Genomic DNA, 12,198 nt, shown 5'->3' with positions numbered 1-12,198 from the left:
GGATCCGGCCCGCCGCTTCCGGCTCACGGCGCGGCCGCCCGGAGGTACGCTCGGCCCGGCGGCCCCCTCGCCTCCCGCGACATCGCGGGGTGAGGAGGTGGCACACGCTCGCGCAAGCCCCGCCGGACTGGGGTCCGTATTCGGCCTGGGTCGGCGACATCACCACGCTCATGGTCGTCACCACCACCTCGCTGGTCGCGCTGGGGTGGTTCGAGCGCTTCCGCGCGCCGTGCATCGCGATCACCTTCCAGGGCACCGAGCCGTGGCGCCGGACGGGCCGGCTCAGCGACGGCACGGAGGTCGTCTGGGTGCGGCTCGGCGTGGAGAACCACGGCAAGAGCGCCGCCGTGGGCTGCGTGGGCCGGGTCATCTCGGTGACCACCGAGGGCAGCCACCGCGCCGACGTGGACCCGGTGCAGTTGCGCTGGGCCGGGGTGCCCCGATCGCGCGCGTTCCAGCCCATCGACCTGCGCCCGGGGCAGCGCGAGTACCTCAACGTGCTGCTGCTGCCCGGCGAGGGTAACTGGCGCCTGGTGACCTTCGAGGACCCCGACTTCGACCCCGGCTTCACGACGGAACTGCCCCGCGGCCAGAGCCACCTCGTCCAGGTGTCGGTGTTCGCCACGAACGCGAAGACCGGCGGCGCCTCGCTGATGGTCCAGGCGCCCCCGGAAGGCGGAGACCTCACCATCCGCCTGGTCTGACGGCTGCCTGGTCGCCCCCGGATCCGGCCCATGGTCAATGCGGGCCCGGCACCGTTCTGGTTGGCGTTTGACGGTCCGGACGACGACCACTTCTTCAACCCGGTGCGCGTCGAGCAGCTTGGTGACCATGCCCAAGGGTTGGCCCCATATCTCGCCCCGCGCAGTTGATCAAGTCCGCGGGTCCAGTTATCAAGCTTTGTCCACCTGGCGGCTCCCGCTCGGCCACCGAAGCCTCGTATTCTCCCGACGTCCATTCCCGCGAGGGCGGAGCTTATGTACAGGAACAGAAGCAGTTGGTTACTGACCGTGCCGGGCGTGCTGCTGACCGCAGGCGCGCTCACTCTCGCCAGCGGTACGGCCGCATTCGCCGAACCGGCGGCGGCCGCACCCGCGATCAGTGAAATCCACTACGACAACGTCGGTGCCGACACCGGCGAGGCGATCGAGGTCGAAGCCCCGGTCGGGTTCGACCTGACCGGCTGGCGCATCGTCCTCTACAACGGCGCCAACGGCGCGGCGTACAACACCAGGACGCTCAGCGGGGTCGTGCCGGCGGCCGGCGTGGTCGTCGAGTCCTACCCGACCGACGGCATCCAGAACGGGTCGCCCGACGGCGTCGCCCTGGTCGCGCCCAGCGGCACCGTCCAGGAGTTCCTCACCTACGAGGGAACCTTCACCGCGGTCGGCGGCCCGGCCGACGGGATGGCCGGCGTCGACATCGGCGTCGAGGAGACGGCGAGCACCCCGGTCGGCTTCTCGCTGCAGAAGATCGACGGGACCTGGCGGGCGCCGGCGCCGAACACCTTCGGCGTCCTCAACGGCGCCGGTGGCGGCGACGGCGAGGACCCGCCGCCCCCGGTCGGGTGCACCGTCGCCGTCGACCACACCATCGCCCAGGTCCAGGGAACCGGCAACGCCACGCCGCTGCCGGGTGCCCGGGTGACCGTCGAGGGCGTGGTGACCGCCGACCACCGCACCGGTGGCTACAACGGCGTCTACGTGCAGACCGCGGGCAGCGGTGGCGACCGTCCGGTTGCCGCCGGCACCGCCTCCGACGGCATCTTCGTCTACGTCGGCACGAACACGGCCAACCACCCGTCGGTCGCGATCGGTGACCGGGTGCGGGCCAGCGGCACGCTGAGCGAGTACAACGGACTCACCGAGCTGAACACCGCCGCCAAGACCGACGTGCAGATCTGCGAGCACAACGCGACCCTGCCGACCCCGGTCCCGATCAGCCTGCCGCTGTCCGACGACGCCCGCGAGTCGGTCGAGTCGATGCTGGTGGCGCCGGTCGGCCAGTTCACCGTCTCCGAGGTGTACAACACCAACCGGTACGGCGAGGTGGTGCTCGCCGCCGGCGACAAGGTCGCCCCGAACCCGACCGACCTGGCCCGCCCGGGCACGGACGCCGCCAAGCAGTTGGCCGCCGCGAACAAGGCCGGCCGGATCCTGGTCGACGACGGCAAGACCACCAACCTGTCCACCGTCGGGCTGCTGCCGCCGTACCTGTCCAAGGAGAACCCGCTGCGGGTCGGCGACACGGTCGAGGCGTTCGGGCCGTCGGTGCTGTCGTACGGCTTCGACGAGTGGCGCCTGCAGCCGACCACCCCGGTCAGCGCGGACACCCCGCCGGCGGGCCGGACCACCTTCAAGGCCACCAACCCGCGCACCCCGGCGCCGGCGAACGTCGGCGGCGACGTGCGGGTGGCCAGCTTCAACGTGCTCAACTACTTCGTGCACTTCGGTGGCGACGCCCGCGGCGCCGCCGACGAGGCCGGGCTGGCCAAGCAGGAAGCGAAGATCGTCTCGGCGATCCGCGCGCTGGGCGCCGACGTGGTGGCGCTGGAGGAGATCGAGAACTCGATCCGGTTCAACCCGAGCGACCCGCAGCAGGCGCTCAAGCGCCTGGTCGACGCGCTCAACGCCAAGGACGGCGCGGGGACGTGGGACTACGTCCGCAGCCCGGCCGACCTGCCCGGCCCGACCGAGCAGGACTTCATCACCACGGCGATCATCTTCAAGCCGGCGAAGGTCCAGCCCAAGGGGCCGGCGCGGTCGGTCAACGACGAGACGGTCTGGTTCAACGCCCGCGAGCCGATCGCGCAGGCCTTCACCGCCGGAACGACCTCGTTCATCGTGGTGGCCAACCACCTCAAGTCCAAGAGCGGCACGGGGACCGGCGACAACGCCGACACCGGTGACGGTCAGGGCAACTGGAACGGCGACCGGGTGCGGCAGGCCACGGCGCTGGCCGCGTTCGTCGACCGGGTCAAGGCCGACAGCGGCACCGAGGACGTGCTGCTGCTGGGTGACTTCAACGCGTACACCCAGGAGGACCCGATGCAGGTCCTCTACCAGGCCAAGTACAAGGATCTGAACAACACCGGCAAGGCCACCTACGTCTTCGGTGGCGAGTCCGGCTCGCTCGACCACGCGCTCGCCTCGCCGTCGCTGGCGTCGCGGGTCACCGGGGTCGACGTGTGGCAGATCAACGCGGTCGAGTCGTTCGCCTTCGAGTACGACGGGCTGGCCGCCTTCTACGAGCCGAACCCGTACCGGGCCAGCGACCACAACCCGATCGTGGTGGGTATCAGCACCCGCGCCAACCCGGTCAACCTGCAACTGCTGGGCATCAACGACTTCCACGGGCGGCTGGAGTCCCCGGAAAGCGTGGGCACCCAGCCGGTCGGCGGTGCCGCGCAGCTCGCCGGCCTGGTCGGCCAGCTGCGGGCGCAGAACCCGAACACCGCGTTCTTCTCGGCCGGTGACAACATCGGCGCGTCCACGTTCATCTCGGCCATCGACGGCGACACCCCGACGATCGACGCGCTGAACAGGATGGGCCTCGTCGCCTCGGCGGTGGGCAACCACGAGTTCGACAAGGGCGTCGCCGACCTCACCGGTCGGGTGGCCGACCGCGCCGCCTTCCCGTACCTGGGTGCCAACGTCTACCGCGGTGACACCCGGGTGCTGCCGGCGTACTCCGTCAGCGTCATCGGTGGGGTCCGGGTCGGCTTCGTCGGCGTGGTGACCGAGCAGACCGCGTCGCTGGTCAGCCCGGACGGCATCGCCGGCCTGACCTTCCACGACCCGGTGGCCGAGGCCAACCTGGTCGCCGGCCAGCTCAAGGACGGCGATCCGGCCAACGGCGAGGCCGACGTGGTGGTGCTGCTCGCCCACGAGGGCGCGGCGACGGAGCACATCGACTCCGCCGACGCGCTGGCCAAGGACCCGGTCTTCGGCAAGTTCACCCGGGTCGACGCCACGATCGACGCCATCTTCAGCGGCCACACCCACCAGCCGTACGCCTTCAAGCTCCCGGTTCCGGGGTCGGACAAGCTGCGTCCGGTGGTGCAGGCCGAGGACTACGGCAAGCGGCTGGGCAAGGTGACGCTCACCTTCGACCCGAACACGGGCTCGGTGACCGATGCCGACGCGCAACTGGTCGACGTGCTGGGTGCGCCGGAGGACCCGGCGGTGGCCGACATCGTGACCGCAGCCAAGGCCAAGGCCGCCGAGCTGGGCAAGGAGAAGCTCGGTTCGATCAGCGCGGACATCAAGCGGGCCTACACCGGCGGCAACGAGGACCGCGGCGCGGAGTCGGCGCTCGGCAACCTCATCGCCGACGTCCAACTCGCCGGCACCAGGGACGCCGGCCGGGGCGGGGCGCAGATCGCGTTCATGAACCCCGGTGGCCTGCGGGCCGACCTGCTGTACGGCACCGACGGCACGGTGACCTACGCGGACGCGTTCGCCGTGCAGCCGTTCGCCAACGACATGGTCACCAAGACCTACACCGGCGCCCAGATCAAGCAGGCGCTGGAGGAGCAGTGGCAGCCGGACGGCGCGTCCCGGCCGGTGCTGTGGCTCGGCGTCTCGAAGGGGTTCACCTACACCTACGACCCCGAGGCCGCCAAGGGCTCGCGGATCACCTCCATGACCCTCGACGGCACGCCGATCAGCCCGACGGGCACCTACCGGGTCACGGTGAACTCGTTCCTCGCCTCCGGCGGCGACAACTTCACCGCCCTCGGTGCGGGCACGAATTCGGCGACCACCGGCGACAACGACCTCACCATGCTGGTGAGCTACTTCGCCGCGAACTCGCCGGTCACCGCGGACACCCAGCCGCGGTCGACGGTCGGCAAGGCCGGTCCGCGGTGCACCACGACGATCACCGGCAAGTACAGCAAGCCGCTGGTGGTCAGCGCGGGCGTGACCTGCCTGGAGAACGCCGCGGTCGCCGGCGCCGTCACGGTCAACGCGGGCGCGTCCCTGGTGGTCACCGGCGGCAGCATCAACGGTCCGATCAACGCCACCCGGCCGGTCCTGTTCGACCTGACCGGTGTCACCGTCTCCGGCCCGGTCACGGTGTCCGGCGCGACCGGTGGGCTGACCATCACCAAGGGCAAGGTGAACGGCCCGGTGTCGGTCACCTCGAACAGCGGTGGGGTCCGGATCGACACGGTCACGATCAGCGGTCCGGTCACCCTGACCGGCAACTCCGGCAGCCAGCCGGTGGTGGTCGCCGCCAACACGATCAGCGGTCCGCTGGGCTGCTCGGGCAACACCCCGGCTCCGGTGAACGAGAGCCGGACGAACAAGGTGAACGGTCCGGCGACGGGGCAGTGCGCTCGCCTCTAGCCAGTACGTGAATCCCGGTCCGCGGTCGACTGTCGGCCGCGGACCGGCGCGCGTCAGGGGTCCGTTCACAGCTCGGGCGGCATTCCCCTGGCGATCATGGCTGCGGCTGCCCGGCATGCTTGAGGTTGCCGACGGATTGTCGAGTGATGCTGGATCGGGTTGCCCGCGCTGGCACGAGCGGTCCGGGCGGCCGTCGGATAGCTTGCCTTTATGCCCGTCATCGATCTGAGTGTGCCGCCGCCCACCCCGTCGGGTCGAAGGCCGCCGATAAACCCCCGGTTCTTGGCGGCACTGGCGTTACTCGGGCTTGGTTGCCTCAGCGGGGAGCCGGTGCATCTCGCCCCTGCCGTGCGATGCGAGTCACCGCAGACCGTTCTCGCGCACGAATTGGTCCATCCGGCCGCCGCGTGGTCAGAAGGTGCCCCACCCCCGGAGAGCGCCATTGTGCGCGTAACGGTCATATTGGATACCGAAACCGGGTGTGTTGCTTCAGTGCAGCGCTCCTCAAGCCGCTGACCCGACGCGTCGGCAGCTTCCGCGGCGGTCACCGGCGCGTGCTTGCCGTGTTCCGCCGCGAGCGGTCGGCAGCGCCGCAGGGCGGGCGGCTGCCCCGTCGATTGCTCACGCCGTGGGCGTCCACAAAGGGCCGGAGCCGGGTCCCGATGCCCGGGGCAGGGTCGAATCCCGCTCCGCGCAGTCCACCAGCACCTTGCCGACCGTCCCGGTCTGCACGGCCCGGTGGGCGTCAGCGGTGCGGTCGAGCGGAAAGCGGACCAGTGGCAGGCCGTGCTCCTCGCCGACCGGCAGGGCGCCGTCGCTGACCGCCGCGGTGACGTCCTCGACGGCGGCGGTGCGCGCCTGTCGGCCGGCCGTGTAGAGGACCAGGAACTGCAGGCGCGTGTTCAGCACCATGTTCTGCCCCACGTTGAGCTCGACCGGCTGGCCGCCCTCGTTGGCGTAGGTCGCGACGGTGCCGCGGGTACGCAGTACGGCGAGGTCCAGGGCGAGGTTCGCGCCCAGCGCCACCTCGGTGATGATGTCGACGCCGTCCGGGGCGACCGCGCGGATGGCGGCGGCCGGGTCCGCCGCGCGGTAGTTGATCACGTGGTGCGCGCCGGCCGCGGTGGCCAGCTTCGCCTTCCGCGGGCCGCTGACCGTGGTGATCACGGTGGCGCCGGCCCATCGGGCGAGCTGGATGACCGCGTGGCCGACGGCACCGGCCCCGCCGGCGGCCAGGACCGTCCGGCCGGCAAGGGCGCCGGGGTGCAGGCGGGGCGGGCCATCCTCGGCGACGGTCAGTGCGCGGTGCGCGGTGAGCGCGGGCACGCCGAGCGACGCGCCGGCGTCGAAGCTGACCTCGTCGGGCAGGGGCACGGCCTGGTCGGCGGGGACGATGGTGAGCTCGGCGGCGGTGCCGGTGGGCCGGCCGGCGGCGGCCATGAACAGCCACACCCGCTGCCCGACCCGGCCCGCGTCCACGCCGGCGCCGACGGCGTCGATCACGCCCGCGCCGTCGTGGTGCGGGGTGATCTCGGGGAACCGCTTCTGGTGGCCGACGCCGGAGCGGGCCTGCCAGTCGGTCGGGTTGACCCCGGACACGGCGACCCGGACGCGGACCGCGCCAGGTCCTGGCGTGGGCCGGTCACGCTCGACGAGCCGGAGGACGTCGGGGCCGCCGTTGTCGCGATAGATGATCGCCTTCATGATCCCCCAATGTTCGATCCATGTCGTACCGTTCGATTCGTATCGAACGGTACGACGTGAGTCGAACTTTCCGCAAGCGATGACTATGCTTGCCTGGTGACCGAGGTGCGTGAGCCTGCCATCGACGCCGTGCCGATCGACGCTGTCCTCAGTGCGCTCGCCGACCCGGTGCGGCTCACGTTCGTGCGGGCGCTCGACGCCGCCGGCGACTGGACCTGCGGCAGCGACGTCCTCGGCAACACCGGGATCGCCATCGGTAAGTCCACCCTGTCGCACCACATCAAGGTGCTGCGCGAGGCTGGCCTGATCCGCACGCGCGTCGACGGCATCCGCCGGCTGGTCACGCTGCGTTACGACGAGGTGGAACAACGATTCCCCGGACTGCTGGCCATGCTCCGCGAACGCGGCCCCGCCAGCCCGTGATGGGCAGGTAGGCGGGTCAGCAGTAGGTGCGGAAAGCCACAATGGGCGGGTGAGCGAGTACGTCGAATTCTTCGGGGCGCCGAACGACAAGAAGGCCAAGGCCGTCCACGGCCAAGGCCCGAAGCGACGCACGAGGACCGTGTCCGGCTCCTTCTTCGAGGCCGACGACGCAATCGTTACCTGGGAGAACCTGTTGACCGGCCGCCTCCGCAAGCATGCGGCGACGATCGACGACCCGCGCATGGTGGCGGACATGGTCAACGACGGCAGCGCGGTGTTCGCACTGTCGGACGAGTTGGTGGCCCGCCTCATCCAGGCAGACCTGCCCCGCTTGCGGGACGTTGCAGAGGCATGGCGAGCCGAGCTGCTCCGCAACGGGGAGGACATCGACGCAGATGCCGCACTCGGCATTCTGGTCGGCGTGGCAGGGCTGGCTCGCGAGGCCGTTCAATCGGACGGCGGGGTCTACTGCTGGGTGACCGGTTGACGGATTAGTGGAGCGCGGGGTTTCGGCGTTCGGTGAGGCGCGGCTGCGCTGCCGCACGCCCGGGCCGGGACGGTGTGCGGTCCTTGGCCGGCTGGTGGGCGAAGCACGCCGACGACGAGCGGACTGGCGTGTACCGACAACAGCCACTGGAATGATCGACATCCGGAACTACCGAGAACGGTTATCTCGACCCGTAGGATCTGGTCAATGGGGTGGACGGCACTTGGGCAGTGGGGTGAAGACGTCTCTCGCGTCGAACCGCTCGCTGGCGGAGTCGCCAACGACGTGTGGAGCGTGCGCGTCAACGGGCAGCTTGCGGTCGGTCGTCTGGGTGCCAGGAGCGACGCTGATCTCGCGTGGGAGACCGAGCTCCTCGTTTACCTCGACCGGGCGGGTCTGACCGTGCCGGTGCCGATCCCGACCACGGACGGCCGGCTCTTCGTCGACGGCCTGGTGGTGATGACCTATCTGGATGGCGGACCGCCCGAGACACAGGCCGACTGGCGTCGCGTGGCCGGCACGCTCCGCGAGCTGCATCGGTTGACGCAGGGCTGGCCGCAGCGCCCGGGCTGGCGATCGTCGACCGACCTCCTGCACGCCGAGACCGGGACGAAGATCGACCTGAGCGCGATGCCCCCGGAGGGCGTTGCTCGATGCCGGGCAGCATGGGCGCGATTGTCCGGACGGCAGACGTGCGTCGTGCACGGCGACCCCAACCCTGGCAACGTCCGCATGACCGCGAATCAGGTCGCGCTGATCGACTGGGACGAGTCGCACGTCGACGTCCCCGACCTCGACCTTGTGCTGCCCGACAACGCCGCCGGCCTCGACGACGGCGCGCACGACATCGCCGCTCAAGCGTCGGCCGCCTGGGAAGCCGCCGTCTGCTGGGACGACGACTACGCGGTCAGGCGACTCGCCGAAGTTCGAGCGGTCTGAGAACGCATTCGACGAATGGGGGCTCGTGCCTGTCAGGGCACCACGACGAGCCTGCTGCCCCGTAGATCGGTCTCGCCGACCTGGATCAGCCGGGTCGGCTTCGGGAACGCGAACGACTGCGGGACCAGCGATCGCAGCAGGATCTCGGTGGGTCGGCCCCAGAGGTAATCGAGCACGACGTCGTACCCATCGCCCCTGGCATCGAGATACACCTGCGCCAGCGCTTCGTCCGGTACGGCAGTGTTGATCACCGCATCGGCGCCCAGGGTTCGTACCTCACGCAGTTGGTCGTCGTCGCGGCCGGTCGCGATGATCCGTCCGGCGCCGAGCAGCCGGGCCACCTTCACCGCGAGTCGCCCCGCGACCCCGGTGGCGCCTTGCACGAGCACGGTCTCGCCCGGCACGAATCCAGCGGCGGTCTTGACGGACATGCCGGTGATCGCCGTGCCCAGCACGGTGGCGATCGCCGGGTCGACACCCTCCAGGATCGGCAGGTAGGCGCCCTTGGGCGCCACGGTCTTCTCGGCGAGCGCGCCATAGGGCTGGCGCGGGTTGCCGAACCCGACCACGCGAGACCCCCATCCGCGCACGTCGACCCAACAGGCCCGTCCGGCATGATCGGCAGGAACGCCGTGTTGGCGCAGGTCACAGCCCTGCACGCCCAACAACCTCGGCCGCCCAAGTTCGTGCCGGCAGACACCCAACAGCCCAGGTCCGTGTGGTGTTGGGCCGCTGTTGGGCGCAGAAAACGCCGGATGTCGGCGATGGCGTCAACGGGACGGGCGTCGTCAGCCTGGCCGCGGCCGTCGCGACTGCCGGCCGCCTGACGGACTTCGACGCCGTCAGCGGCGACGGGAGCGCCGACCATGATGAAGCTCGTTTGGATCCCCCTGTCGGCGTACGGGCTCCAGTGCAGAGCCAGGTACGCCAGACGTACACAGGCCCGGGCTGTCTGCCGCTTCGGCTGGGGACGTAGCGGCCTCCCTTCCGCTGCTCACGCTGCGTTACCAGTAGAGCCGGGTTGGCGCCCCGGATTGCGGCAGATGCGCGCGGTCGCGCCGGGAGTGGTACGCCGTGTGGATCTATGTGGCAAGGTTGTCGGATGTCCTCGAGTCCTCACCCGCCGCCGAGTCGTGACCAGGTCGAGGCAAGACTCTTGGCGCTCCTGGACGGAAGCCAGTCGCGCGACGAGGTCGACCGATGGGCTGCTCGGTGGGTCACCGATCCGGATGGTGGCGGTGTGGAAGACGAGGATGTCTGGTGGGCGCTGACTCAGCTATACGGCATCGACCTGCGCCACGCTAAGGACGGCCCGTACCTGCACGACGATGAGCAGATACGCCACTGGCTTGATGTTTTCCGCGCGGGCCGTCCCCGGGCGTTCTGACCACGGGCGCGCTCGGCACGCGGCACGTGCGGGTACCGGATCCTTTTGTACGTGCGTCCTACGTTCAGCGGGGCGGCCTGGGCGGTACGGTGCGCGCTCATCGGCAGTTCCGGTCGGCGAGCGGCAGGCTCCACCCTCACGCTACGTGATGCGCGGATTGCGGATGCGGATACCTGACCCGGGCGAGCAACGCGTCTGGGCATCGACGAACCCCTCAGCGCACCCAGCCACGAAGCACCGTCCGTAGCTGCAGACGGAGCGGCCCCGACCTCTTGGCAGGGTGCTGAGAAGCCCCTTCAGACTCGTCCGCTGAGGGCCCTGCCGATGCTGTCGACGCGATTTATGCGGGTAGGCTCCTGCGATGCGGCGGACCGGGACATTGATCGTTATTCTGCTGACCCTCGTCGCTGGCTGCGGCGACCCGATCCAGCAGTCCGGCGCGACACCGTGGGAGATCTCGATCAGCCCGGCAGCGGGCGAACGGTGGTCGGGAGAGATCACGATCGACCGGGCGACCGGCAAGATTTCGGCGCCGGGTTTCAACGATCTGATCGACCGGTCGTCCCCGAGCTGGGCGGGAGCAACGGACACAGCCGCGGCGGAACTGCTGGGCCTCAACGGCCCGTTCGACGGTCGACCCAAGATCTATATGCTTCAGGAGACCGAGCAGGACAAGGCCGTCGTCACCGCGACCATCACCCATCTCGGAGACGACTCAGTCGATGCTGAGCGGTACCGTGTCGTGTTCACCCGCGGCCGAGACGGTCGGTACCGGTTCGCCTCGGGTGAGCGGACCTTCAAATGCCAATCCGGCCGCGGGCATCAGGACTTCGACGCCAGTCCTTGCTCCTAAATCGGGAGAGTCCTGCCGCGAGTGGCAACCGGCTGGAACGTCCGCACATCGGCCAGATCCGCACCGCGAGCCGCGAGCGGTCATGTAACCCTGCGCAGCGCGCGGATCGCGGCTATGAGCGGATGTTGTTAGTTAGTCCCGGCGGCCGTCAGTTGGGTGGATGTGACGTAATCCCGGACCAAATGCGGCGACATGGTCCGGGGTGCCGTGTTGCGCTTTCGATGGCGTGAAGAAGCACTGCCCATCCATGCGAATCTTCGGCCACACCAGTCAGGACTCATGTTCTCAGCAGATCAGTCGGCGATACCGCGCGACTCGCGGCAGATCCGGATCGCGTCGACCGGTCGCGAGTCATCGCTCGGGCACGACCTGGATCTCCACTCGATGCCGGAGGTAGTCGTCGTTTGAGGTGCGAGCGATCTGCACGGCCTGAGCAACTTGGTCGCGCATCTGGCTGGGGTACATCTGTGGGTCCAGGGTGAGGCCTGGCAATATGCATCGGTGCAGGTCCAGGTCATCGTCGGCCAGGAAGCGGCGTAGCGCGGTAAGGCGGTACCGCTCGCGCAGGTCACTGACTTCCTTGTATTCGGCGGCGCTTTCCGGGGTCATGGTCGTCGTTCCCGGTAGGTACCTGACTCCTATCGAGGCCCAGTACCAGGCGCGTGCCGCGCCGGCGGGGGCATCGGTGTCGAGATAGTCAAGCAGCGCAACCTGGACGCGACGGCGGCCGAACGCGGCGATGGCGGGTTCGACCAGCTGCCGGTTGAAGCTCGGATCCGGCTCGTACACTGCGGCTGCGATCAGCGGTTCGAACCATTCGATGGGCATGCCGCGAGCACCGGTCGGGTGCTTGGCCTGGCGTGCGACGGTCTCACCGATCATCCGCCGGGCACGATGACGCCAGAACAGACAGTCGTCGGGCTCGTTGACGTCCGGGGGTTCGGCGCCGACGAGGTCGAGCAGTGCCCGTAGCGCGGCGTGATAGACCCGCCATCGACCGGACCCGCCCACCCGAGGTGAAACCCAGGACCTACCAGTCCGAACCCGACATCCT

Annotated in this window: 10 protein-coding genes; 7 read left to right on the top strand and 3 right to left on the bottom strand. The window is 69.7% G+C overall.

Annotation, left to right across the window (positions count from 1 at the left end; genetic code table 11):
• Positions 1 to 89: 89 nt before the first annotated feature.
• On the top strand, positions 90 to 704 hold the full coding sequence (locus KJS59_RS18115) for a hypothetical protein (protein WP_213454103.1): 615 nt from the start codon (positions 90 to 92) through the stop codon (positions 702 to 704).
• Positions 705 to 1,019: 315 nt separating this feature from the next.
• Positions 1,020 to 5,351 carry an ExeM/NucH family extracellular endonuclease gene (locus tag KJS59_RS18110; RefSeq protein ID WP_249714380.1) on the top strand — a complete coding sequence of 1,444 codons (4,332 nt, stop codon included), beginning with the start codon at positions 1,020 to 1,022 and terminating at the stop codon, positions 5,349 to 5,351.
• Positions 5,352 to 5,972: 621 nt separating this feature from the next.
• On the opposite strand, the gene KJS59_RS18105 is transcribed toward KJS59_RS18110, so the two are convergent.
• A complete protein-coding gene (locus KJS59_RS18105; protein ID WP_213454102.1) occupies positions 5,973 to 7,055 on the bottom strand; it encodes an NADPH:quinone reductase in 1,083 nt (360 codons plus the stop codon).
• 96 nt (positions 7,056 to 7,151) lie between these two features.
• Between KJS59_RS18105 and KJS59_RS18100 the strand changes: the two genes are divergently transcribed.
• From KJS59_RS18100 to KJS59_RS18090, 3 genes are all read left to right on the top strand, one after another.
• Positions 7,152 to 7,478, top strand: a complete 327-nt coding sequence (locus KJS59_RS18100; RefSeq protein ID WP_213454101.1) for an ArsR/SmtB family transcription factor — start codon at positions 7,152 to 7,154, stop codon at positions 7,476 to 7,478.
• 49 nt (positions 7,479 to 7,527) lie between these two features.
• Positions 7,528 to 7,965, top strand: coding sequence for a hypothetical protein (locus tag KJS59_RS18095; protein ID WP_213454100.1), 438 nt, complete (start codon positions 7,528 to 7,530; stop codon positions 7,963 to 7,965).
• Between the two features lie 207 nt (positions 7,966 to 8,172).
• Positions 8,173 to 8,904, top strand: a complete 732-nt coding sequence (locus KJS59_RS18090; protein WP_213454099.1) for a phosphotransferase — start codon at positions 8,173 to 8,175, stop codon at positions 8,902 to 8,904.
• A gap of 32 nt (positions 8,905 to 8,936) precedes the next feature.
• On the opposite strand, the gene KJS59_RS18085 is transcribed toward KJS59_RS18090, so the two are convergent.
• Positions 8,937 to 9,563 carry a zinc-binding dehydrogenase gene (locus KJS59_RS18085; RefSeq protein ID WP_249714394.1) on the bottom strand — a complete coding sequence of 209 codons (627 nt, stop codon included), beginning with the start codon at positions 9,561 to 9,563 and terminating at the stop codon, positions 8,937 to 8,939.
• A 497-nt stretch (positions 9,564 to 10,060) separates the two neighbouring features.
• Here KJS59_RS18085 and KJS59_RS18080 point away from each other — a divergent pair, with 497 nt between their 5' ends.
• Entirely contained in the window at positions 10,061 to 10,291 is a 231-nt protein-coding gene (locus KJS59_RS18080) for a hypothetical protein (RefSeq protein ID WP_213454098.1), read from the top strand.
• A gap of 361 nt (positions 10,292 to 10,652) precedes the next feature.
• Positions 10,653 to 11,144, top strand: coding sequence for a hypothetical protein (locus KJS59_RS18075; protein WP_213454097.1), 492 nt, complete (start codon positions 10,653 to 10,655; stop codon positions 11,142 to 11,144).
• Between the two features lie 351 nt (positions 11,145 to 11,495).
• Here KJS59_RS18075 and KJS59_RS18070 read toward each other — a convergent pair whose 3' ends face one another.
• The gene (locus tag KJS59_RS18070) at positions 11,496 to 12,155 is read right to left on the bottom strand and encodes a hypothetical protein (RefSeq protein ID WP_213454096.1); all 660 of its coding nucleotides are present in this window, start codon (positions 12,153 to 12,155) and stop codon (positions 11,496 to 11,498) included.
• Between the last annotated feature and the right edge of the window lie 43 nt (positions 12,156 to 12,198).

The sequence above is a fragment of the Rhizomonospora bruguierae genome (assembly GCF_018397995.1).
GTDB classification, from domain to species: Bacteria; Actinomycetota; Actinomycetes; order Mycobacteriales; family Micromonosporaceae; genus Rhizomonospora; species Rhizomonospora bruguierae.
Note: the sequence above shows the minus strand (reverse complement) of the source record. Positions and strands in the feature narration are given on the sequence as shown.

Excerpts from the sequence above, each read along its gene's own strand:
- KJS59_RS18105 (WP_213454102.1), bottom strand. The coding sequence starts at position 7,055 with ATGAAGGCGATCATCTATCGCGACAACGGCGGCCCCGACGTCCTCCGG.
- KJS59_RS18090 (WP_213454099.1), top strand. The coding sequence starts at position 8,173 with ATGGGGTGGACGGCACTTGGGCAGTGGGGTGAAGACGTCTCTCGCGTC.
- KJS59_RS18075 (WP_213454097.1), top strand. The coding sequence starts at position 10,653 with ATGCGGCGGACCGGGACATTGATCGTTATTCTGCTGACCCTCGTCGCT.